The sequence below is a fragment of the Pseudomonas sp. TWI628 genome, assembly GCF_039673865.1.
Lineage (GTDB): Bacteria > Pseudomonadota > Gammaproteobacteria > Pseudomonadales > Pseudomonadaceae > Aquipseudomonas.
In genome coordinates, this window is sequence record NZ_JBDJMM010000007.1 from 19,603 (window position 1) to 41,059 (window position 21,457).

Annotated in this window: 21 protein-coding genes and 1 other RNA gene; 14 read left to right on the forward strand and 8 right to left on the reverse strand. The window is 64.5% G+C overall.

The annotated features are described in order from the left end of the window. Positions 1–162 precede the first annotated feature (162 nt). Positions 163–312, forward strand: coding sequence for a hypothetical protein (locus ABE528_RS07070; RefSeq protein WP_178120040.1), 150 nt, complete (start codon positions 163–165; stop codon positions 310–312). A gap of 17 nt (positions 313–329) precedes the next feature. Here ABE528_RS07070 and ABE528_RS07075 read toward each other — a convergent pair whose 3' ends face one another. The 4 genes from ABE528_RS07075 to ABE528_RS07090 form a co-directional block, all read right to left on the reverse strand. Further along, the gene (locus ABE528_RS07075) at positions 330–938 is read right to left on the reverse strand and encodes a 5-formyltetrahydrofolate cyclo-ligase (RefSeq protein ID WP_085676402.1); all 609 of its coding nucleotides are present in this window, start codon (positions 936–938) and stop codon (positions 330–332) included. A 56-nt stretch (positions 939–994) separates the two neighbouring features. Beyond that, a non-coding RNA gene (gene ssrS, locus ABE528_RS07080) (6S RNA) lies at positions 995–1,174 on the reverse strand. Positions 1,175–1,191: 17 nt separating this feature from the next. Further along, the gene (locus tag ABE528_RS07085) at positions 1,192–1,512 is read right to left on the reverse strand and encodes a cell division protein ZapA (RefSeq protein ID WP_152955422.1); all 321 of its coding nucleotides are present in this window, start codon (positions 1,510–1,512) and stop codon (positions 1,192–1,194) included. Next, entirely contained in the window at positions 1,509–1,691 is a 183-nt protein-coding gene (locus ABE528_RS07090) for a TIGR02449 family protein (protein WP_031322377.1), read from the reverse strand. The genes ABE528_RS07085 and ABE528_RS07090 overlap by 4 nt, the downstream gene beginning before the upstream one ends. A gap of 182 nt (positions 1,692–1,873) precedes the next feature. Between ABE528_RS07090 and ABE528_RS07095 the strand changes: the two genes are divergently transcribed. The 10 genes from ABE528_RS07095 (at position 1,874) to gcvP (ending at position 14,235) form a co-directional block, all read left to right on the forward strand. Then, positions 1,874–2,428, forward strand: a complete 555-nt coding sequence (locus tag ABE528_RS07095; RefSeq protein ID WP_152955424.1) for a YecA family protein — start codon at positions 1,874–1,876, stop codon at positions 2,426–2,428. Between the two features lie 22 nt (positions 2,429–2,450). Beyond that, positions 2,451–3,785: a Xaa-Pro aminopeptidase gene (gene pepP / locus ABE528_RS07100; protein WP_152955426.1), complete on the forward strand. Its 1,335-nt coding sequence runs from the start codon at positions 2,451–2,453 to the stop codon at positions 3,783–3,785. Continuing rightward, positions 3,782–4,981, forward strand: coding sequence for a 2-octaprenyl-6-methoxyphenyl hydroxylase (gene ubiH, locus ABE528_RS07105; RefSeq protein ID WP_152955428.1), 1,200 nt, complete (start codon positions 3,782–3,784; stop codon positions 4,979–4,981). Before pepP ends, ubiH begins: the two co-directional genes overlap by 4 nt. After that, on the forward strand, positions 4,978–5,460 hold the full coding sequence (locus ABE528_RS07110) for a DUF4442 domain-containing protein (RefSeq protein WP_346652536.1): 483 nt from the start codon (positions 4,978–4,980) through the stop codon (positions 5,458–5,460). Before ubiH ends, ABE528_RS07110 begins: the two co-directional genes overlap by 4 nt. 9 nt (positions 5,461–5,469) lie before the next feature. Then, positions 5,470–6,687: a 2-octaprenyl-3-methyl-6-methoxy-1,4-benzoquinol hydroxylase gene (locus ABE528_RS07115; RefSeq protein ID WP_346652606.1), complete on the forward strand. Its 1,218-nt coding sequence runs from the start codon at positions 5,470–5,472 to the stop codon at positions 6,685–6,687. Between the two features lie 116 nt (positions 6,688–6,803). Further along, positions 6,804–7,805, forward strand: coding sequence for an extracellular solute-binding protein (locus ABE528_RS07120; protein WP_152955434.1), 1,002 nt, complete (start codon positions 6,804–6,806; stop codon positions 7,803–7,805). 160 nt (positions 7,806–7,965) lie between these two features. Continuing rightward, complete coding sequence (locus tag ABE528_RS07125) at positions 7,966–9,588, forward strand: iron ABC transporter permease (RefSeq protein WP_346652537.1); 1,623 nt, start codon at positions 7,966–7,968, stop codon at positions 9,586–9,588. 123 nt (positions 9,589–9,711) lie between these two features. Continuing rightward, positions 9,712–10,794 carry a glycine cleavage system aminomethyltransferase GcvT gene (gene gcvT / locus ABE528_RS07130; protein WP_346652538.1) on the forward strand — a complete coding sequence of 361 codons (1,083 nt, stop codon included), beginning with the start codon at positions 9,712–9,714 and terminating at the stop codon, positions 10,792–10,794. 48 nt (positions 10,795–10,842) lie between these two features. Then, positions 10,843–11,226 (forward strand): glycine cleavage system protein GcvH, encoded by a 384-nt coding sequence (gene gcvH, locus ABE528_RS07135; RefSeq protein WP_346652539.1) that lies wholly within the window; start codon positions 10,843–10,845, stop codon positions 11,224–11,226. A gap of 135 nt (positions 11,227–11,361) precedes the next feature. Further along, positions 11,362–14,235, forward strand: coding sequence for an aminomethyl-transferring glycine dehydrogenase (gene gcvP / locus ABE528_RS07140; protein WP_346652540.1), 2,874 nt, complete (start codon positions 11,362–11,364; stop codon positions 14,233–14,235). A gap of 30 nt (positions 14,236–14,265) precedes the next feature. Here gcvP and ABE528_RS07145 read toward each other — a convergent pair whose 3' ends face one another. The 3 genes from ABE528_RS07145 to ABE528_RS07155 form a co-directional block, all read right to left on the reverse strand. Next, the gene (locus ABE528_RS07145; protein ID WP_110632695.1) at positions 14,266–14,580 is read right to left on the reverse strand and encodes a DUF2388 domain-containing protein; all 315 of its coding nucleotides are present in this window, start codon (positions 14,578–14,580) and stop codon (positions 14,266–14,268) included. 89 nt (positions 14,581–14,669) lie between these two features. Further along, complete coding sequence (locus ABE528_RS07150) at positions 14,670–16,346, reverse strand: GspE/PulE family protein (RefSeq protein ID WP_346652541.1); 1,677 nt, start codon at positions 16,344–16,346, stop codon at positions 14,670–14,672. Positions 16,347–16,444: 98 nt separating this feature from the next. Continuing rightward, positions 16,445–16,762 (reverse strand): hypothetical protein, encoded by a 318-nt coding sequence (locus ABE528_RS07155; protein WP_346652542.1) that lies wholly within the window; start codon positions 16,760–16,762, stop codon positions 16,445–16,447. 127 nt (positions 16,763–16,889) lie between these two features. Here ABE528_RS07155 and ABE528_RS07160 point away from each other — a divergent pair, with 127 nt between their 5' ends. After that, a complete protein-coding gene (locus ABE528_RS07160) occupies positions 16,890–17,360 on the forward strand; it encodes an Lrp/AsnC family transcriptional regulator (protein ID WP_079230134.1) in 471 nt (156 codons plus the stop codon). 13 nt (positions 17,361–17,373) lie between these two features. On the opposite strand, the gene ABE528_RS07165 is transcribed toward ABE528_RS07160, so the two are convergent. Further along, positions 17,374–18,741 (reverse strand): CYTH domain-containing protein, encoded by a 1,368-nt coding sequence (locus ABE528_RS07165; RefSeq protein WP_346652543.1) that lies wholly within the window; start codon positions 18,739–18,741, stop codon positions 17,374–17,376. Between the two features lie 115 nt (positions 18,742–18,856). Between ABE528_RS07165 and argE the strand changes: the two genes are divergently transcribed. Continuing rightward, the gene (gene argE / locus ABE528_RS07170; RefSeq protein ID WP_346652544.1) at positions 18,857–19,999 is read left to right on the forward strand and encodes an acetylornithine deacetylase; all 1,143 of its coding nucleotides are present in this window, start codon (positions 18,857–18,859) and stop codon (positions 19,997–19,999) included. Between the two features lie 125 nt (positions 20,000–20,124). Beyond that, positions 20,125–21,423, forward strand: coding sequence for an amino-acid N-acetyltransferase (gene argA / locus ABE528_RS07175; protein WP_346652545.1), 1,299 nt, complete (start codon positions 20,125–20,127; stop codon positions 21,421–21,423). Positions 21,424–21,457: the final 34 nt, after the last annotated feature.

The following is a 21,457-nucleotide window of genomic DNA, read 5'->3' on the forward strand; positions in this document are numbered from 1 at the left end:
AAAGGTTTGAAATAACCTGTTGCACGAAACCGACAGCCGGTTGGCGTCAACGTTTGCGTGTCGACTCAGGTTGTCGGAAAATGCGCCGATTTTAAAGCTAGACGCTCCGGCGGCACCTAGAAGGTCGCCGAGCCTGAACGTATGCCTAGGGGGCATTCTTCGATGAATCAACGCAAACCGGATCTCCTGTGGATCCTGGTCTTCATCTTTGGTCTTGGTGTGGTCACCACCGGTTATGCTCAGGGTATCTGGGAGCGCAAGCTGGACACCGCCTATCAGACGCCGGTCGACGCCAGCCCGCAGAAGCGCTGACTTCCCCGCTGACGCCGTCAGTTCGGCGCCAGGTACCAGCCACGGTCGCTGACCGTCCCCTGCAGTGGTACATCCCAACTGGCTTGCGCCAGTCGCTCGACCTTCTGGCATTCATGCGCCAGCCCCAACAGCAATGGCTTCTTCCAGGTCTTGCGACGTGCCTGGTAGGCCAGGCTGCGGTCGTAGAAGCCCCCTCCCATGCCCAGTCGACCGCCGACTTCATCGAAACCGACCAGCGGCAACAGGATCAGGTCCAGCGACCAGATCGGGCGCTGGCGCCGACGATCGGTCAACGGCTCGGGAATACGGAAGCGGTTGCGCTTGAGTTTTTCGCCTTGTTCGAAACGCTGGAACACCATGCGCGTGCGCGGCCAGGCATGCAGTACCGGCAGGTAGGTGCGCTTGCCCCGGCGCTGGGCCTCGCGCAGCAGCAGGCGCGGGTCGATTTCACCGTCGTTGGGCAGGTACAGGGCGATATGCCGGGCGCGGCGGAACAAGGGGTGCTGCGCCAGCTGGCGGAACAGCCCGCGTGAGGCCTGGTGTTGCTGGGCGGGTGTAAGGGCGCGGCGGGCATTGCGAAGCAGGCGACGAAGCTGGGGGCGGGTAAGCGGCGCAGTTTCGGTCATGGCACTGGTTATCCCAGGTGTCGGATTGCCCAGCTGAGCGCTGGGCAGGAAGAATCAGGCTCCCCGATAAGACCGCTATCGGTGTAGCCCTTGAACCCGAAAGTTCAAGGTGGAGATTGCAGGGGGCGTTAAGGCTTTCCGTCGGGCGGACATGCACACCGGCCCCAGCGTGCAACCCCCGTGGTTGTGCGTATCGGCTCAGGGACATAACCGACTGGCGCATCCCCCAGGGAGTGGCGCCAGTATACCAATCTCAGCCGTTTTTGGTACCCGCGTCGTCGGACAAAGCCTGATCGACCCGCTCCAGCAGGTCGCGCACCTGCTCACGGTTGGTGCCACTCACCGGCGCGTCGGTACGTTCTTCCTGGCGGTGCAGCATTTCATGAGTGATGTTCAACGCCGCCATGACCGCAATACGGTCGGCACCGATCACCTTGCCGCTGCTACGGATCTCGCGCATCTTGCCGTCCAGGTAGCGCGCGGCGCTGACCAGGTTGTTGCGCTCTTCCGGCGGGCAGATGATCGAATACTCCTTGTCGAGGATCTGCACGGTGACGCTATTGCTTGAACTCATGAGTCTTGCTCCAGGGCCTTCAGGCGTAAAATCATCGACTCGACCTTGCGCTTGGCGATCTCGTTTTTTTCGATGAGGTGGGCGCGCTCCTCGCGCCAGGATTTTTCCTGAGCTACTAGGAGTGCATTTTGCCGTTTTAGTTGCTCGATGCGTTCAATCAGCAACTCGAATCGGCTCATCAGCGCTTGCAGGTCGTTCTCTTGCGTGGGTTGCACTCGATTCGCTCCGTCGTTGAATCACCCTGCGATGATGCCTCTCCCTGCGCAGCGGCGGCCAGTGCCGATGGTCTTGGCGAGCCTGCCGGTGCTAGGATACAAGGTCTTCATTCTAGTCAAATGCGCCGTCTGGCGCCTAGCCGACCATGCCTAATACTCAATCGCCTTACGTTGCCTTCGCCATGCTGCTTTCGAGCAATGGCCACCCTGTAACCCCTGCCGAGCTGCACGGCCTGCTGATCGGCCGCAGCTGCGCCGGTGCCGGCTTCGATGCCGAGGCCTGGCTGGCCGATGCCGCCCAGCTGCTGGAAATCGAACCCGGTGACACCGTGCGCAATGCCCTGATCGGCCTGCAAGAGATGGTCAAGGGCGAGCTGAACAGCGAAGACATGGCCATCGTCCTGCTGCTGCCGAGCGACGATGCCGCACTCGCTGACCGCGCCGAGGCGCTCGGCCAGTGGTGCCAGGGCTTCATCACCGGCTTCGGCCTGAACGCGGGTGGCAAGGACCTGTCTACCGAAGCCAAGGAAGTGCTGCAGGACCTGGTGGCCATTTCCCAGGTCCAGGAAGCCCTTGAAGAATCCGAAGACGGCGAGAGCGACTACATGGAAGTCATGGAGTACCTGCGCGTCGCGCCGCTGCTGCTGTACACGGAGCTGGCCGCGCCTGCCGCACCTGCACCAAAACCTTCGCTGCACTGATCAACCGGGGGTAGTCCTGCCCATGAGCCACATACCCAAGGCCGAGTATGCCCGTCGGCGCAAGGCGCTGATGGCGCAGATGGTCCCCAACAGCATCGCCATCCTGCCCGCCGCCGCAGTTGCCATCCGCAACCGCGACGTCGAGCACGTGTACCGCCAGGACAGCGATTTCCAGTACCTCAGTGGTTTCCCCGAGCCTGAGGCGGTGATCGCACTGATCCCTGGCCGCGAGCATGGCGAATACGTGCTGTTCTGCCGCGAGCGCAACCCGGAGCGCGAGCAGTGGGACGGGCTGCGTGCCGGCCAGGAAGGTGCAGTGCGTGACTTTGGCGCGGACGACGCCTTCCCGATCACCGATATCGACGAGATCCTGCCGGGCCTGATCGAAGGCCGCGAGCGGGTCTACAGCGCCATGGGCAGCAACGCTGAGTTCGATCGCCGCTTGATGGACTGGATCAACGTGATCCGCTCCAAGGCGCGCCTCGGCGCCCAGCCGCCGAACGAGTTCGTTGCGCTGGATCATCTGCTGCACGACATGCGCCTGTATAAATCGGCAGCGGAAGTGAAGGTCATGCGTGCCGCTGCGGAGATCTCTGCGCGCGCCCATGTGCGGGCCATGCAGGCCTGCCGGGCCGGGCTGCACGAGTACAGCCTGGAAGCCGAGCTGGACTACGAGTTCCGCAAGGGCGGGGCGAAGATGCCGGCCTACGGTTCGATCGTCGCCGCCGGGCGCAATGGCTGCATCCTGCACTACCAGCAGAACGATGCCCCGCTCAAGGATGGCGACCTGGTGCTGATCGATGCCGGTTGCGAGATCGACTGCTACGCCAGCGACATCACCCGCACCTTCCCGGTCAGCGGGCGTTTTTCGCCCGAGCAGAAGGCCATCTACGAGCTGGTGCTCAAGGCCCAAGCCGCGGCCTTTGCCGAGATTGCCCCAGGCAAGCACTGGAACCATGCCCACGAGGCGACCGTGCGGGTCATCACCGAAGGCCTGGTGGAGCTCGGCTTGCTCAAGGGGCAGGTGCAGGCGCTGATCGACAGCGAGGCCTACCGGGCCTTCTACATGCACCGCGCCGGGCACTGGCTGGGCATGGATGTGCATGATGTCGGCGAATACAAGGTTGGTGGCGAGTGGCGGGTGCTGGAGCCCGGCATGGCGCTGACTGTCGAGCCAGGCATCTACATAGCCGCCGACAATCAGGAGGTCGCGAAGAAATGGCGCGGCATCGGCATCAGGATCGAGGACGACGTGGTAGTGACCAAGCAAGGTTGTGAAATTCTGACCTCGGGTGTGCCCCGCACGGTTGCCGAGATCGAGGCGCTGATGCAGGCTGCGCGCAAGGACGCGGCATGAGTCGGGTCAACCTGGCGATCATCGGCGGTGGCCTGGTGGGCGCAAGCCTCGCGCTGGCCCTGCAGGCCGGCGCCAAGGCGCGGGGCTGGAAGATCCTGCTGATCGAGCCGTTCGCCCCCGGCGACAGCTTCCAGCCCAGCTACGATGCCCGCTCCTCGGCGCTGTCGTTCGGCACCCGGCAGATCTACCAGCACCTTGGCCTGTGGCAAACCATCAGCCCGCGTGCCGAGCCGATCCGGCAGATCCAGGTTTCCGACCGTGGCCGCTTCGGCGCCACCCGCCTGGACGCCTTGGAAGAAGGCGTGCCGGCTCTGGGGTACGTGGTGGAGAACGCCTGGCTCGGCCAATGCCTGTGGCAAGGGCTGGACAGCGAGGTAGTGAGCTGGCGCTGCCCCGCCGAGGTGAAGGCGATGCAGGCCATCGAAGGTGGTTACCGCCTGCTGCTGGACGACGACACCAGCCTGGAATGCGACCTGGCAGTGCTGGCTGACGGTGGCCGCTCCGGCCTGCGTGAGCAACTGGGTATCCATGTGCGCCGTACGCCCTACGAGCAGAGCGCGCTGATCGCCAACATCACCCCAGGCGAGGCCCACTGCGGCCAAGCCTTCGAGCGTTTTACCGAGCAAGGCCCGATGGCGTTGCTGCCATTGCCGGACAACCGCTGCGCGCTGGTCTGGACGCGGCAAGGGATGGATGCCCGGCGCCTGGCCGAAATCGACGAGCGCAGCTTCCTGCGGGAGCTGCAGGATGCCTTTGGTTATCGCCTCGGCGCCCTGCGCCAGGTCGGTGCCCGGCATCTCTACCCGCTGGCGCTGATCGAAGCCCAGGAGCAGGTACGCCCACATCTGGTGGTGCTGGGCAACGCTGCGCACAGCCTGCACCCGATCGCCGGGCAGGGCTTCAACCTGTCGCTGCGTGACGTGCAGTCGCTGGCCGATGCGCTGCTGGCCGGCCCGCAGCACCCAGGCGATCTCGCCACCCTGCAGGCCTATCACCAGCGCCAGCGCCTCGACCAGGCCCTGACCATCGGGTTCTCCGACCAGGTCACCCGCCTGTTCGGCAGCAACCAGCCGCTGCTGGCTGCCGGGCGCAATATCGGCCTGCTCGGGCTCGACCTGTTGCCACCGGCAAAAAGCTGGTTCGCCCGCCAGGCCATGGGCCTTGGCACCCGCCCCGATCCGCGGGGCCAGGCATGAGCAACCCGCGCAGGCTGGCGCGCCGGGCGCGCATGTTGCGCTGGCTGCTGAATTTCTACCCGCCGTACCTCGGCGCTGGCATCCACATCCAGCACATCAGCCCGGACATGCGCAGCGTCAAGGTACGCATGAAGCTGACCCGCTGGAACCGCAATTACGTCGGCACCCAGTTCGGCGGCAGCCTGTACTCGATGGTCGACCCGTTCTACATGCTGTTGCTGATCGAGCAATTGGGCCGCGAGTACATCGTCTGGGACAAGGCCGCCAGCATCGATTTCATTGCGCCGGGCAAAGGCACGGTGTACGCCGAATTCCACGTCGATGACGCGCTGCTGGGCGAGATCCGCCAGCAGACCGCCACCGGCAAGAAGTACCTGCCGCGTGTGCAGGTCGATATCCGTGACGAAGCCGGCGAGCTTGTGGCACGAGTCGATAAAACCCTATACGTGCGGCTCAAGCCGCAAGCGAGGCAGGCGTAAGGCATGGAAATGCGCGCAGATCTGTTGATTGTCGGTGCCGGTATGGTCGGCAGCGCACTGGCCCTGGCGCTTCGCCACAGCGGCCTGGAGATTCTCCTGCTCGATGGCGGCCCGCTGTCGGTCAAACCGTTCGACGGTGCCGCACCGTTCGAGCCACGGGTCAGTGCCCTGTCGGCGGCCAGCCAGCGCATTCTCGAGCGCCTGGGTGCCTGGGACGGTATCGCCGGGCGGCGCGTGTCGCCGTATTCCGACATGCATGTGTGGGACGGCAGTGGTACCGGTCAGATTCATTTCTCGGCAGCCAGCGTGCATGCCCAGGTGCTCGGCCACATCGTCGAGAACCGGGTAGTGCAGGACGGTCTGCTGGAACGCCTGCACGACAGCGACATCGGCCTGTTGCCCAATGCCCGGCTGGAGCAACTGCGCCGCTCCGGTGACGAATGGCTGCTGACCTTGGCCGATGGCCGCCAGCTGCGTACACCGCTGGTGGTGGCCGCCGACGGCGCCAACTCGGCGGTGCGCCGGCTGGCCGGCTGCGAGACCCGCGAGTGGGATTACCTGCACCACGCGATCGTCACCAGCGTGCGCTGCAGCGCCGCGCACCAGGCCACCGCCTGGCAGCGCTTCACCGACGAGGGGCCGCTGGCGTTCCTGCCGCTGTCGCGTGACAGCAAGCAGGACTGGTGCTCGATCGTCTGGTCGACGACCCCGGAGCAGGCCGAGCAGATCATGGCGTTGGATGACCAGGCCTTCCTCAAGGCCCTGGAGCGCGCCTTCGAGGGGCGCCTGGGCGATGTGCTGGAGGCCGACCCGCGCGTCTGCGTGCCGTTGCGCCAGCGCCACGCCAAGCGCTACGTGGACGAAGGGCTGGTGCTGATCGGTGATGCTGCGCACACCATTCACCCGTTGGCCGGGCAGGGCGTCAACCTGGGCTTCCTCGATGCTGCGGTGCTGGCCGAGGTGCTGGAGAATGCCTGCGAGCGCGGCGAGCGCTTGGCGGATGTGAAGGTGCTCAGCCGTTATGAGCGCCGGCGCATGCCGCACAACCTGGCGTTGATGGCGGCGATGGAAGGCTTCGAGCGGCTGTTCCAGGCCAATCCGTTGCCGTTGCGCTGGTTGAGAAACAGCGGGTTGAAGCTGGTGGAACAGATGCCGGAGGCCAAGGCGATGTTCGTGCGTCAGGCGCTGGGGCTTACGGGTGACCTGCCGGATCTTGCCAAGGCTTGAGATCGCTGGGGCCGCGAAGCGGCCCTCTGCAACATCCGGTAACTGCTCGGATGATGAGTCGGAAAATGGGATTCACTACCATTTGCACCTCTCATACGATCCGAGGAGTGCTTTCCATGTTGCCACGCAAGCCCCTACTGGCCGCCCTGGCCCTGACCCTGTTCGGCGGCACCGCTCAGGCGGCGGACGAAGTGGTGGTGTACTCCTCGCGCATCGACGAGCTGATCAAGCCGGTATTCGACGCCTACACCGCCGAGACCGGGGTCAAGGTGAAGTTCATCACCGACAAGGAAGCCCCGCTGATGCAGCGCATCAAGGCCGAGGGCGAGAACGGTGTGGCCGACCTGCTGCTCACCGTCGATGCCGGCAACCTGTGGCAAGCCGAGCAGATGGGCATCCTGCAGCCGATCAAGTCGGACATCATCGACCAGAACATCCCACCACAGTACCGCGCCTCGTCCCATGACTGGACCGGCCTTAGCCTGCGCGCGCGGACCATCGTCTACTCCACCGAGCGGGTCAAGCCGGCCGAACTGACCACCTACGAAGCCCTTGCCGACAAGCACTGGGAAGGCCGCCTGTGCCTGCGCACAGCGAAGAAGGTGTACAACCAATCGCTGACTGCCACGCTGATCGAGAACCACGGTGAGGCCAAGGCCGAGCAGATCGTCAAAGGCTGGGTCGGCAACCTGGCCACCGATGTGTTCTCCGACGACAACTCGGTGATCCAGGCCATCGAGGCTGGCCAGTGCGATGTCGGCGTGGTCAACACCTACTACTACGGTCGCCTGCACGCCCAGAACCCGAAATTGCCGGTGAAGATCTTCTGGCCCAACCAGGGCGACCGTGGCGTGCACGTCAACCTGTCGGGCATCGGCCTGACCAAGCATGCACCGCACCCGGAAGCCGCCAAGCAGCTGGTCGAGTGGATGACCGGCGAGAAAGCGCAGAAGCTGTTCGCCGACATCAACCAGGAGTTCCCGGCCAACCCGAAGGTCAAACCGTCGGCTGAAGTGGCGGCCTGGGGCAGCTTCAAGGCTGACAGCATTCCCGTGGAAGTGGCCGGCAAGCGCCAGGCCGAGGCCATTCGCCTGATGGATCGCGCTGGCTGGAACTAAGCGCCCGGCTTTAAGCTTCCGGGGCCTGTCAGGGCCCTTTCGCGGGTAAACCCGCTCCACAGGAACACCACCGCCCTTCAGGATGGCGCAAAACCCTGTGGGAGCGGGTTTACCCGCGAACGACCGCGCAGCGGTCGCCACCGCAATCGAGAATTCAACCTTGCCCCACACCCCCCAACGCCGCTGGTACCTCCCGGTCACCTTGACCGCCGCCCTGGTCCTTCTGCCCCTGAGCGTGCTGCTGCTGTCCTGGCAGTCGGTCGACCTGCAGATCTGGTCGCACCTGCTCGACACCCAGATGGCCCGCCTGCTGGGCAATACCGCGACCCTGGTGGTCGGCGTTGGCATCGGCGTCACCCTGCTCGGCGTCAGCCTGGCCTGGCTTACCAGCCTCTGCGAGTTCCCCGGCCGGCGCTGGCTGGACTGGGCACTGATGCTGCCGTTCGCCATCCCGGCCTACGTGCTGGCCTTCGTCTTCGTCGGCCTGCTCGACTTTGCTGGCCCCGTGCAGAGCGCCTTGCGCGAGGTATTCGGGCCGATGCGCCTGCCACGGGTACGCTCCACCGGTGGGGTGATCATCGTCCTGGTGCTGGTGTTCTACCCCTATGTCTACCTGCTGGCGCGCACGGCATTCCTGGCCCAGGGCAAGGGCTTGATGGAGGCCGCGCGGGTATTGGGCCTGTCGCCCCTGCAAGCCTTCTGGCGGGTGGCCCTGCCGATGGCGCGGCCAGCGATTGGTGCGGGCATCGCCCTGGCGTTGATGGAGACCCTGGCCGATTTCGGCGCAGTGGCTGTGTTCAACTTCGATACCTTCACCACGGCCATCTACAAGACCTGGTACGGTTTCTTCAGCCTGTCCAGCGCGGCCCAGCTGGCCAGCCTGCTGCTGTTGGCGGTGATGCTGGTGCTGTACGGCGAGCGCCGCGCGCGTGGCGCGACCCGCAGCGGCAACGAGCGCCCACGCGGGCAGGCGCTCTATCACTTGCGCGGGGTCAAGGCGCTGCTGGCCAGCGGCTGGTGCATGCTGGTGTTCGCCTGCGCATTCGTCATCCCACTGCTGCAGTTGCTGGTGTGGTGCTTGCAGCGCGGCCGGCATGATCTGGACGAGCGGTATGTCGGGCTGGTGCTGCACACGTTGTACCTGGGCGGCATGGCTGCGTTGATCACCGTTTGCGTGGCGCTGCTGCTGGCCTTCGCCCGCCGTCAGGCGCCGACGGGCGGTATTCGCGCCGGCGTCGGCCTGGCCAACCTGGGCTATGCCTTGCCCGGCTCGGTGCTGGCGGTGGCGATCATGCTGGCGTTCAGTTACCTGGACAATCAGCTGGTCATTCCCCTGTCCACTTGGTTGGGGGGGGCGGGCAAGCCGCTGTTGCTGGGCAGTCTGGCGGCCTTGCTGCTGGCTTACCTGGTGCGCTTCATTGCTGTGGCCTATGGCCCGCTGGAGAGCAGCCTGGAACGTATACGCCCCTCGTTGCCGGAGGCTTCGCGCAGCCTCGGCGTCGGTGGCGTGGGGTTGTTTTTCAAGGTGTATCTGCCGCTGCTGGTCCCCGGGGCCTTGAGCGCTGCGTTGCTGGTGTTCGTCGATGTGCTCAAGGAAATGCCCGCCACCTTGCTGATGCGCCCGTTCGGCTGGGACACCCTGGCGGTCAGGGTGTTCGAGATGACCAGCGAAGGCGAATGGGCGCGCGCCTCGCTGCCGGCGCTGACGTTGGTGCTGGTGGGGCTGTTACCGGTCATCGGGCTGATCCGCCGTTCGGCTCGTCGTCCGGGTCACAGTCACTGAGGATGCCAGCTTGCGCCCTTGCGGCTACAATGCGCGGCATTCGCGCGGCGGGTCCTACAAGAAGAGCTGACGATCAAACGTCATCGACCGCTGCCGCTTCGCCACGCCCGGAAGGAGAAACCCATGGGACAGCGCACGCTTTTGTACGACTTGCACCTGGCGCTCGGCGCCAAGACGGTCGATTTCGGCGGCTGGGACATGCCGCTGCATTATGGCTCGCAGGTCGAGGAGCACCATCAGGTGCGCAGCGACTGTGGTGTCTTCGATGTTTCCCACATGACGGTCATCGACATCGCAGGTGACGATGCCACACCTTGGTTGCAGCGTCTGCTGGCCAACGACGTGGCCCGTCTCGACGGCACCGGCAAGGCGCTGTACAGCCCTTTGCTCAATGAAGGCGGCGGGGTCATCGACGACCTGATCGTCTACCGCACCCAGAGTGGCTACCGCCTGGTCACCAACGCGGCCACGCGGGCCAAGGTCAAGGCTTGGCTGGAGCGGCAGAGCGCCGGTTTCAGTGTCTCGTTCGACGTTCGTCCCGACCTCGCCATCCTCGCCATCCAGGGGCCCCACGCCCGCGAGAGAGTCGCTGAGCTGCTGAGCCCCGCACGCGCCGCGCTGATCCGTGAATTGCGCCCGTTCGAAGGTGTTGCCGAAGGTGACTGGTTCATCGCCCGCACCGGCTACACCGGTGAAGACGGCCTGGAAATCATCCTGCCGGGTGATCAGGCCGTCGCCTTCTTCAACGACCTGGTCGGCGCCGGTATTGCGCCGAGCGGCTTGGGCGCCCGCGATACCCTGCGCCTGGAGGCCGGCATGAACCTGTACGGACAGGACATCGATGAAAGCCACACCCCGCTGACCTCCAACCTGGGCTGGTCCATCGCCTGGGAGCCGGCTGAACGCAACTTCGTCGGCCGTGCCGGTCTGTTGGCGGAAATCGAGCGCGGTGTGCAGGAAAAACTGGTTGGCCTGGTGCTCGAAGAGCGCGGTGTTCTGCGTGCCCACCAGGTGGTGCGTGTAGCCGGGATTGGCGAAGGGGAGATCACCAGTGGTAGTTTCTCGCCTACGCTGAGCAAATCCATCGCCCTGGCGCGCGTGCCCATGGCGACCGGTGACCGTGCCGAGGTCGAGATCCGCGGCAAATGGTACCCGGTGCGGGTGGTCAAACCGACCTTCGTGCGCCATGGCAAGATTCTGATCTGAACATTCAACGGCGGGCCGAACCGCTGACCCAAACGAGGAATTCAAGACATGAGCAATATCCCCGCCGATCTGCGTTTCGCCGAAAGCCACGAGTGGGCGCGCCTGGAAGCTGATGGCACTGTCACCGTCGGCATCAGCGACCACGCCCAGCAAGCGCTGGGTGACGTGGTATTCGTCGAGCTGGCTGAAGTCGGCAAGGTGTTCGCTGCTGGCGACGCTGCTGGCGTGGTCGAGTCGGTCAAGGCCGCTTCCGACATCTACGCCCCGGTTGCCGGTGAAGTGATCGCGGTCAACGAAGAGCTGGCTGACAGCCCGGAACTGCTCAACGAACAACCTTACGATTCGTGGATCTTCAAGCTCAAGCCGAGCAATCCGGCTGATCTGGACAAGCTGCTGGATGCCGCTGGCTATAAAGCCGCTATCGGCGAGTAAGACCGCGTTGCCTGCTTCGCGGCTTTAGCCGCGAAGCAGGCCGAGCCTGCTGAAACAAGTTTTCCCGCACCTTCGCCGATCCCTTCCTAGACTTATAAGTCTCCATGAGACCTGGTCTAGGAAGAGAGCGTCGACATGTCCCAGTCGCCATCCCTGCATCAACTGCAAGAGCTCAACCCTTTCCTGCGCCGCCACCTGGGGCCCGATGCCTCGGAGCAGCAGGCGATGCTCAGCACGCTCGGCCTCAACAGCCGCAGCGAGCTGATCGAGCAGACCGTGCCGCCGGGCATCCGCTTCAACCGCGCCCTCGACCTGCCGCCAGCCCTGGATGAACAGGCTGCGTTGGCCAAGCTCGCGGGCTTCGCCGAGCAGAACCAGGTGTGGACCAGCCTCATCGGCATGGGCTACCACGGCACCGTCACGCCTACGGTCATCCTGCGCAACGTGCTGGAAAACCCCGGCTGGTACACCGCTTACACGCCCTATCAGCCGGAAATCGCCCAAGGCCGCCTGGAGGCGCTGCTCAACTTCCAGCAGATGGTCATCGACCTTACCGGGCTGGCGCTGGCTAACGCGTCATTGCTCGACGAGGCGACGGCTGCTGCCGAAGCCATGGCCTTGGCCAAACGAGTGGCGCGCAACAAGAGCAACGCGTTCTTTGCCGATGAGCACTGCCATCCGCAGACGTTATCGGTACTGAAAACCCGCGCCGAAGGGTTTGGTTTCCAGTTGATCGTCGACTCTGTGGATAACCTCGCCAAACACCAGGTCTTCGGTGCCTTGCTGCAATACCCGGATACCCACGGCGAGGTGCGCGATCTGCGTCCGCTGATCGACCTGTTGCACAGCCAGCAGGCCCTCGCCTGCGTGGCCGCCGACCTGCTCAGCCTGGTGGTGCTGACACCGCCCGGCGAGCTCGGTGCCGATGTGGTGCTGGGTTCGACCCAGCGCTTTGGTGTACCGATGGGCTACGGCGGCCCGCACGCGGCCTACTTCGCCTGCCGTGACGACTACAAGCGGGCGATGCCCGGGCGCATCATCGGCGTGTCCCGCGATGCCCGTGGCAACACTGCATTACGCATGGCCCTGCAGACGCGCGAGCAGCATATCCGCCGCGAAAAGGCCAACTCCAACATCTGCACCGCCCAGGTGCTGCTGGCCAACATCGCCGGTTTCTATGCGGTGTATCACGGCCCGGAAGGCCTGCAGCGCATCGCCCAGCGGGTGCACCGGCTGACCTTCGTGCTGGCCGCAGGCCTTGAGGCCAAAGGCATCAAGCGCCTCAACCAGCACTTTTTCGACACCTTGACCCTGGATGTCGGTGGCGCACAGGCAGCGATCATCGAGAGTGCCGAGGCCGCCCGCATCAACCTGCGCATCCTGGGGCGTGGCCACCTGGGCGTCAGCCTGGACGAAACCTGCAACGAAGCCACCGTGCTGCGGCTGCTGGATATTTTCCTGGGCGTCGATCACGGCCTGGACATCGCCACGCTCGACCAGCACGCGCTGCCCGAAGGCATCCCCGCTGCGCTGGTGCGACGCACGCCGTTCCTCAGCCACCCGGTGTTCAATCTGCATCACAGCGAAACCGAGATGCTGCGCTACCTCAAGCAGCTGGAAAACAAGGACCTGGCGCTGAACCAGTCGATGATCCCGCTCGGCTCCTGCACCATGAAGCTCAATGCCACCAGCGAGATGATCCCCATTACCTGGCCTGCGTTCGCCCAGCTTCACCCCTTTGCCCCCGCCGCACAGGCCACGGGCTACAAGGCGATGATCGACGAGCTGGAAAGTTGGTTGTGCGCCATTACCGGCTTCGACGCCATCTGCATGCAACCCAACTCAGGCGCCCAGGGTGAATACGCAGGGCTCATGGCCATCACCCGTTATCACCGCAGCCGTCATGAGCCGCAGCGTACGCTGTGCCTGATCCCGTCGTCGGCCCACGGCACCAACCCGGCCTCGGCGCAGATGGCGGGCATGGAGGTGGTGATCGTCGATTGCGACGATGCCGGCAACGTCGACCTCGAAGACCTCAAGGCCAAGGCCCATGCCGCAGGAGCCAGGCTGTCGTGCCTGATGATTACCTATCCCTCGACCCATGGTGTGTACGAAGAGGGCATCCGCGAGATCTGCGAGGTGGTCCACCAGCACGGTGGCCAGGTGTACATGGATGGCGCCAACCTCAACGCCCAGGTCGGCCTGACGCGGCCGGCGGACATCGGCGCCGATGTTTCGCACATGAACCTGCACAAGACTTTCTGTATCCCCCATGGCGGTGGTGGCCCGGGCATGGGGCCTATCGGCATCCGTGCTCATCTGAAGCCGTTCGTCGCCAGCCATCCGGTAGTGCCGGTTCCGGGCCTGGACCCGAATAACACTGCGGTCAGTGCAGCGCCCTGGGGCAGTGCGAGCATCCTGCCGATCAGCTGGATGTACATCGCCATGATGGGCCCGCAACTGGCCGATGCCAGTGAAGTGGCGATCCTCTCGGCCAACTACCTGGCCAGCCAGCTCGGCGGCGCGTTCCCGGTGCTGTATCGCGGGCGCAACCAGCGCGTGGCGCATGAGTGCATCCTCGACCTGCGGCCGCTCAAGGCGCAGACCGGCATCACTGAGGAGGACGTTGCCAAGCGCCTGATGGACTATGGCTTTCATGCGCCGACCATGTCGTTCCCGGTGCCGGGGACCTTGATGGTGGAGCCCACTGAAAGCGAGTCCAAGGCCGAGCTGGACCGCTTCGTCGAAGCGATGCTGGCGATTCGGGCAGAGATTGCCGAGGTGCAGGAGGGTAACTGGCCGGCGGAGGACAACCCGCTCAAGCATGCGCCACATACCCTGGCCGATGTGCTGGCGCCGTGGACCCGGGCTTACAGCCTGGAGCAGGCGATTGCGCCCAGTGCCCACGTGCGCTTGCACAAGTACTGGCCAGCGGTGAACCGGGTCGACAACGTGTATGGGGACAGGAATCTGTTCTGTGCTTGCGTGCCGGTGGAGGCTTACCGCTGAAATCTGGGGGCGCAGAGCGCCCCCAAAGTCTTATTCGGCGACCGCGTTCTTGGCCAGGATGGCGTTGGCCAGTTCCATGTCCGAGGCTTGCATCCCTGGGTTTTCGGCTCGCACTTGCTGCAGCGCCTGCTCCAGGAATGGCCCGCGAATCGCGCCCTCACTGGCGACGAAGCTGCCGGCGTCATCCTGCGCCGCGAGGACCAGCTTGTGGTCGTGCGAAGTGATGTAGCTCGACGCGGTGGTCGCGCCGGAAGTCATTACGTTACGCCAGAAGGTATCGGCCATGGCAGAGCCAACAGGCAGCGAAAGCAGGGCAGCAGCTGCGATGGCGGTTTTGAGACGCATGATGAAACACCTCGAAGGGTGAGGGTTGAGGATGGTCGGTTTGATCCAGCAAAATGGGTGCAAGTTCCTTGAATACAAGGGTTTTTTGCTCAGGAGCAGACCCGCAACACCTCCTCGGAACGGGTCAGCCCGCGGGCCACTTTCGCCTCCCCGCAGCTGCGCAAATCCTGTAACCCTTCAGCTAGAGCCTGCCGTTGCAGTTCTGCCAGATCGGTGCTGGCGCTTATCCGTGCACGCAGGCGTTCGCTCGGGATCAACAGTTCGAACAGCCCCATACGGCCACGGTAGCCGGTGCCCCGACAGACCTGGCAAGGATCGCTCGATGGGACGCCCTGGCATGCCTGGCACAGCAAGCGTACCAGGCGCTGGGCCATGACCCCGCCCAGGGTCGCCCTGATCAGGTAATCGGCCACGCCCAGCTCCAGCAGGCGGGTAATGGCGCTGCACGTGTCATTGGTGTGCAGGGTCGAAAGCACCAGGTGCCCGGTGAGAGCCGCCTGAACCGCCACCAGTGCGGTCTCGCGGTCGCGTATTTCGCCGATCATGATGATGTCCGGGTCCTGGCGCAGCAGGGCGCGCACGCCATCGGCAAAACCCAGGCCCAGGGCAGGCTGCACCTGCAACTGGTTGAACGCCGGCTCCAGCCGCTCGATCGGGTCTTCGATGGTGCACAGGTTGACCTGCGGCGTGGCCAGCTGCTTGAGGCTGGCGTAAAGCGTGCTGGTCTTGCCAGAACCGGTAGGCCCGGTGACCAGCAGGATGCCCTGACGGCGCTGCAGCAGCATTTGCCACTGGGCCAACTGCTCGCCCTCCAGGCCTAACTGGTCGAAGTCCTCCTGCAACTGGCGCGGGTCGAACAAGCGCAGCACCAGTTTTTCACCAAACGGCGTCGGCAACGTCGAGAGGCGCAGTTCCACTTCACTGCCGCCTGGCAGGCTGCTCTTTACCCGACCATCCTGCGGGCGACGTTTTTCCGCTACATCCATGCGGCCCAGGTGTTTCAGGCGGCTGACCACGGCCAGGGTGACGTTGGCCGGAAAGCTGTAGACCGTGTGCAACAGCCCGTCGATACGGTAGCGCAGGCGGCCTTGTTCGCGGCGTGGCTCCAGATGGATATCGCTGGCGCGTTGCTCGATGGCGTACTGCAGCAGCCAGTCGACGATATGCACGATGTGCGCGTCGTCTGCCGTGGCCTCTGCCTGGCGCTTGCCGAGTTCAAGCAAGTGTTCGAGCTCACCCAGGCTGGCCGCTTGCTGGTGCTGCGCACCTTGTACCGAGTGGGCAAGGCGAAACAGCGACTGGCCCAGTTGGCGGATTTGCAGCGGGCTGGCCAGCACACGGCGGATTGGCTTGCCCAGGCTGCGCGTCAGGTCGGCCTGCCACAGCTGTTGATAAGGCTCGGCGCTGGCCACGGTGATGGCGTTGGCGTCGTTGGCCACGATCAGGATGCCATGGCGTTGCGCGAAGGCGGGGGAGATCAGGCCATTGACCTGGGCCAGGTCGAGTTGCATGGGGTCGATGCGCAGGTAGGGCTGGCCAACCTTTTGCGCCAGCCATTGGCACAGGGTGTCCAGATTCAGCAACTGGCCAGGCTGGCTGCGGTCTTCCAGGCCCAGGGCCGCGATGGTCTCAAGCGGGTGGTGAGCACTGTAACGGGACGCTTGTTCGCGAACCTGGCATGAATCGTTGGCGGTCAGGTGCTGGTCGGCTTGCAAGGCGTCCAGCAGGCTTTTGAGGTCGAGGGGTTGCTCGTTGGGTGTGAACATCGGCGGCGTCCGTGCCTTGGGGAGTCCTGGGTCAAGGCTAGCCGGGCCTGGTGCAGCGAGCCTCGGGAAAGGGTTTCGGGTTTTTTCGCCGTTGGGTTTCAGACCGCAGCCAGCTCCAGACGGGCCAGGTTTTCCAGGCTCACGTCCCCGACACACACCAGGTTGCGTAGTTTTTGCGCAATCACTTGCGCCCGGTGCCAGCTCAGCCCACCGATGCCGACCTCGATGTCGAGCCAGTCGTCCTGCTGGCTGACCAGCACGCTGTGCGGCGTGAGGAACTGCAGGGCAAACAGGTTGAGCACCCGGCACAGGGTATCCGGCTCGGCTTCGGCCTGCAGGCGATAGCGCACGGTGCTGTGGCTGGCGTTGGCGGCCCAGGCATCGCTGCGGGGCAGGGGGCGTTCAAGTGCGTTCATGCTGGGTCTCCGCGAATGTGGGAGAAATTCTTGCACGTCGACGCCGGTATTTTTTCGCTATGATTCCATCGATTTGCAGGTATTGCAGATAAAACAATTCGGGCAAGTGTATTTTGGAGAATTATTCATGCAAGGCGAACTGGATGCCTACGACCGGCGCATTCTTGAGCTGCTGCAAGAGGACGCGTCGCTGTCCAGCGCGCAGATTGCCGAGCGTGTGGGGCTTTCGCAATCGCCCTGCTGGCGCAGGATTCAGCGCTTGAAAGAGGAGGGGGTGATCCGCGGGCAAGTGACCCTGCTGGATCGCAAGAAGGTTGGCTTGAATACGCAGATCTTCGCCGAGGTGAAACTCAACGCCCACGGCCGCTCCAACTTCACCGAATTCACCGAGGCGATTCGCGGGTTCCCGGAAGTGCTGGAGTGCTATGTGTTGATGGGAGCGGTGGATTTTTTGCTACGCATCGTCACCTCGGATATCGAGGCTTATGAGCGCTTCTTCTTCGAAAAGCTGTCGAACGTGCCAGGGATCCAGGAGGTGAACTCAATCGTCGCGTTATCGGAGATCAAGTCCACCACCAGCCTGCCGCTATCGAGGTGAAGCCTTCGCGTTATCAGGCCTTGAGCAGGTGCTTCCAGCCCCGGCTCTGATCAACCGCCCGAGCCTGCTCGATCCGCGCTTCCAGCACTTCATCGCTGATCGGCAGCTCTGCCAGCTCATGCAGCTTCTTCAGGTCGCCATACAAGCGGTCCATCTGCGGCGCTTCGAGCACCTGGCGGGCATGGTGCAGCCAGGCCAGCAGCTGTTCGATGCGCGGTAGCTGTTCGGCCAGGTCTTCCGGGCGCTGGGTGTACAGCGGCAGCTTCAGCGAGCGGCCTTCTTCGCCCAGCAGGTGCGCCAGCCAGCTGGCCAGCTGCGCCTTGCCCTGGCGCTCGCCACGGCCCTTGCGCTCCACGGTCCAGGCACGGGCCAGCAGCCAGCGCGAGGTTTCCAGGGAGAACTGGCCCCAGCGTACATCCTCGAGTTCTTCGATGAACTGTTCGGGCGCGGCACGGCGGATGTCTTCGTCGTCATTGCCGGCCTGCACCAGCGGGCGCCAGTCTTCCAGCAGCGCATCGAGGCTGGCGCGCAGCTCGCGGGTGGTCGCGCGCGGCGCGGCCTGGCCCAGGCTGGCAACCAGTGCGCGCAGTTCGGCCAGGCACTGCACCCAGTCCTGCAGCAGGCGCCAGTGGCCATTGTGGCGGTACTGCTCGGCCAGGCGCTGGCTGCTGCCCAGCAATTGCCAGGCGAGTGCGGCGAAGGCATCGTCCACGGCCATTTCGGCGCTCAGCTCGGTAGCCGGGAGGCCCAGCTCGTAGCTGTCCGGCTCCAGCAGGCGGTAGCCGCGCTCGGCCTTGCTGATGTCGCACGGCATCAGCGGCAGGCTGGCGGCCAGTTCGGCGGCCAGCTCCAGCAGCGCTTCAGGGGCACCTTCGCGCAGCTCCAGCTCCACCTCGCAGATTTCTTCCTTGCGCTTGCCGGCAATCACGAAACCCTGGTCCAGCGCCGCCTCGATCACCACCTTGCTCTTGCCGCGGCCCCAGCTGATTTCAGCGTATTCGCGGGTGAAGTCGGTGGTGAACAGCGGCTTGATGGTTTTCTTGTCCAGCTCGGCCAGTTGTTCGGGCCAGCAGGTGGCGTCGAGCTTTTTCAGGTCGAGCTTGACCTTGTCCAGATTCCATTCGTATTCGTTGCGCTCGGACAGCCCGGCGACGCTCTGACCACGGCACTTCAGGGTCTGGATGATCGCCTCGCCGTCGCGGCGCAGGCGCAGGGCGACACGGGCGGCGGAAAGGTCGCGCTCGGGGGTGTCGAAGTACTGGTTGAGCAGCTCGCGGGTCTGCCAGCCGGACTTGTTGCGCTTTTTCAGCAGGGGGTGCTCGCGCAGGGCGGCCAGGGTCTCGCGGCTGGCGCGGAGCTTGAGTTCGGTTTCTTTGTGCATCACAGGCTCGAAGGAGGGGCGTCGTTGCAGGGCAGTCTACAGGAGTCGGCCGGCAACGGTTTATTCCAGACGGCGGATAGTCCTATGATGGGCAACGCTTCCGAGGAGTATGTGCATGCCGTTGCCGACGCTGAAAGACCAGTTTGCCGCCTTGATCGCCGCGCCCTCGGTCAGTTGCACCCAACCGGCGCTGGACCAGTCCAACCGCCAGGTCATCGACCTGCTGGCCGGCTGGCTGGGCGATCTGGGTTTCAGTTGTGACATCCGGCAGGTCAGCCCCGGCAAGTTCAACCTGCTGGCCAGCCGCGGTAGTGGCCCTGGCGGCCTGGTGCTGGCCGGCCATAGCGACACGGTGCCCTACGACGAGCAGCTGTGGTCCAGCGACCCGCTCAAGCTCACCGAAGCCGATGGCCGTTGGGTCGGCCTGGGGAGCTGCGACATGAAAGGCTTTTTCGCCTTGATCATCGAGGCGGTGATCCCGCTGCTGGAGCACGATTTCAAGCAGCCGTTGCTGATCCTCGCCACCTGCGATGAAGAGAGCTCCATGTCCGGTGCTCGCGCCCTGGCCGCTGCCGGCCAGCCGCTCGGCCGCGCGGCGGTGATCGGCGAGCCTACGGGCCTGCGGCCGATCCGCATGCACAAGGGCATCCTCATGGACCGCATCGACATCCTCGGGCGCAGTGGCCATTCGTCCGACCCGAGCCTGGGCCACAGTGCGATGGAGGCCATGCACGAGGTGATGGGCGAGTTGATGGGCCTGCGCCGGCAGTGGCAGGCAACCTTCAGCAACCCGCAGTTCACCGTACCCACGCCGACCATGAACTTCGGCTGCATCCATGGCGGTGACAACCCCAACCGCATCTGTGGCCAGTGCGCCCTGGAGTTCGACCTGCGCCCGCTGCCAGGCATGGATGTGGAACAGCTGCGCGCCGCCATTCGTGGCAAGCTGCAGCCGGTGGCCGAGCGTCATGAGGTACGCATCGACTACGCACCGCTGTTCCCTGAAGTACCACCTTTCGAGCAGGCTGCCGATGCCGAGCTGGTGCAAGTGGCCGAGCGCCTCACCGGTCATCGGGCTGAAGCGGTGGCGTTCGGTACCGAAGCGCCTTATCTTCAGCAGCTGGGTTGCCAGACCATCGTGCTGGGCCCTGGCGACATCGCCTGCGCTCACCAGCCCGGTGAATACCTTGAAATGTCACGAATCGAGCCTACCGTGCGTCTATTGCGTGACCTGATCCGGCACTATTGCCTGAATTAAACGTCCACCCTGCTGATTCGTTCTTGCCTAGAGGAGACCGCGCGTGACCGCAAGCCTGTTCCGACGATGATCCTGAACGCCGTGTGATTCACCGTTCTCCGTCCACTTTATCCACAGGCCCTGTCATGCCCGAATACGTCAACTGGCTACGTCATGCCTCCCCGTACATCAATGCCCATCGCGACTGCACCTTCGTGGTCATGCTCCCCGGCGACGGCGTTGAACACCCGAATTTCGGCAACATCGTCCACGACCTGGTGCTGCTGCACAGCCTGGGTGTGCGCCTGGTGCTGGTGCACGGTTCGCGCCCGCAGATCGAAAGCCGCCTGGCGGATCGCGGCCTGACCCCGCACTACCATCGGGGCATGCGCATTACCGATGCCGCCACCCTGGACTGCGTGATCGATGCCGTCGGCGCCCTGCGCCTGGCCATCGAGGCGCGCCTGTCGATGGACATCGCCGCCTCGCCGATGCAGGGTTCGCGCCTGCGCGTGGCCTCCGGCAACCTGGTCACTGCGCGGCCGATCGGCGTGCTTGAAGGGGTGGACTACCACCACACCGGCGAAGTGCGCCGGGTAGACCGCAAGGGCATCAGCCGCCTGCTCGACGAGCGCTCCATCGTGCTGCTGTCGCCACTGGGCTACTCGCCCACCGGGGAGATCTTCAACCTGGCCTGCGAGGACGTCGCCACTCGCGCTGCAATCGAGCTGGGCGCCGACAAGCTGCTGCTGTTCGGGGCCGAGCCTGGCCTGCTGGACGAAAACGGCAAGCTGGTGCGTGAACTGCGCCCGCAGCAGATCGCCCCGCACCTGGCGCGCCTGGGCAGCGATTACCAGGGCGAGCTGCTGGATGCTGCCGCCGAGGCCTGCAAAGGCGGCGTGGCGCGTAGCCATATCGTCAGTTATGCCGAAGATGGTGCGCTGCTGACCGAGCTGTTCACCCGCGAAGGTGGCGGTACGCTGGTCTCGCAGGAACAGTTCGAAGTGGTGCGCGAGGCGACCATCGACGATGTCGGTGGCTTGTTGGAGTTGATCAGCCCGCTGGAAGAGCAGGGCATTCTGGTGCGTCGTTCGCGCGAGGTGCTGGAGCGTGAGATCGAGCAGTTCAGCGTGGTCGAGCGTGAGGGCATGATCATCGCCTGTGCGGCGCTGTACCCGATTGCCGATTCGCAGGCGGGTGAACTGGCGTGCCTGGCGGTTAACCCGGAGTACCGTCATGGCGGGCGCGGGGATGAGCTGCTCGAACGCATCGAGGGGCGGGCGAAGCAGATGGGGTTGAATACCTTGTTCGTGCTTACCACGCGCACGGCGCACTGGTTCCGGGAGCGCGGGTTTGTGCCCAGCGGCGTCGAGCGGCTGCCGGCGGCGCGGGCTTCGCTGTACAACTACCAACGCAACTCGAAGATTTTCGAGAAGTCCCTGTAAGCCAGTACGGCCAGCACAACCCCTGAAACGAAAA

Coding starts and splice junctions, on each gene's coding strand:
- ABE528_RS07070 (WP_178120040.1), top strand. CDS start 163: ATGAATCAACGCAAACCGGATCTCCTGTGGATCCTGGTCTTCATCTTT.
- ABE528_RS07075 (WP_085676402.1), bottom strand. CDS start 938: ATGACCGAAACTGCGCCGCTTACCCGCCCCCAGCTTCGTCGCCTGCTT.
- ABE528_RS07085 (WP_152955422.1), bottom strand. CDS start 1,512: ATGAGTTCAAGCAATAGCGTCACCGTGCAGATCCTCGACAAGGAGTAT.
- ABE528_RS07090 (WP_031322377.1), bottom strand. CDS start 1,691: ATGAGCCGATTCGAGTTGCTGATTGAACGCATCGAGCAACTAAAACGG.
- ABE528_RS07095 (WP_152955424.1), top strand. CDS start 1,874: ATGCCTAATACTCAATCGCCTTACGTTGCCTTCGCCATGCTGCTTTCG.
- pepP (WP_152955426.1), top strand. CDS start 2,451: ATGAGCCACATACCCAAGGCCGAGTATGCCCGTCGGCGCAAGGCGCTG.
- ubiH (WP_152955428.1), top strand. CDS start 3,782: ATGAGTCGGGTCAACCTGGCGATCATCGGCGGTGGCCTGGTGGGCGCA.
- ABE528_RS07110 (WP_346652536.1), top strand. CDS start 4,978: ATGAGCAACCCGCGCAGGCTGGCGCGCCGGGCGCGCATGTTGCGCTGG.
- ABE528_RS07115 (WP_346652606.1), top strand. CDS start 5,470: ATGCGCGCAGATCTGTTGATTGTCGGTGCCGGTATGGTCGGCAGCGCA.
- ABE528_RS07120 (WP_152955434.1), top strand. CDS start 6,804: ATGTTGCCACGCAAGCCCCTACTGGCCGCCCTGGCCCTGACCCTGTTC.
- gcvT (WP_346652538.1), top strand. CDS start 9,712: ATGGGACAGCGCACGCTTTTGTACGACTTGCACCTGGCGCTCGGCGCC.
- gcvH (WP_346652539.1), top strand. CDS start 10,843: ATGAGCAATATCCCCGCCGATCTGCGTTTCGCCGAAAGCCACGAGTGG.
- gcvP (WP_346652540.1), top strand. CDS start 11,362: ATGTCCCAGTCGCCATCCCTGCATCAACTGCAAGAGCTCAACCCTTTC.
- ABE528_RS07145 (WP_110632695.1), bottom strand. CDS start 14,580: ATGCGTCTCAAAACCGCCATCGCAGCTGCTGCCCTGCTTTCGCTGCCT.
- ABE528_RS07150 (WP_346652541.1), bottom strand. CDS start 16,346: ATGTTCACACCCAACGAGCAACCCCTCGACCTCAAAAGCCTGCTGGAC.
- ABE528_RS07155 (WP_346652542.1), bottom strand. CDS start 16,762: ATGAACGCACTTGAACGCCCCCTGCCCCGCAGCGATGCCTGGGCCGCC.
- ABE528_RS07160 (WP_079230134.1), top strand. CDS start 16,890: ATGCAAGGCGAACTGGATGCCTACGACCGGCGCATTCTTGAGCTGCTG.
- ABE528_RS07165 (WP_346652543.1), bottom strand. CDS start 18,741: ATGCACAAAGAAACCGAACTCAAGCTCCGCGCCAGCCGCGAGACCCTG.
- argE (WP_346652544.1), top strand. CDS start 18,857: ATGCCGTTGCCGACGCTGAAAGACCAGTTTGCCGCCTTGATCGCCGCG.
- argA (WP_346652545.1), top strand. CDS start 20,125: ATGCCCGAATACGTCAACTGGCTACGTCATGCCTCCCCGTACATCAAT.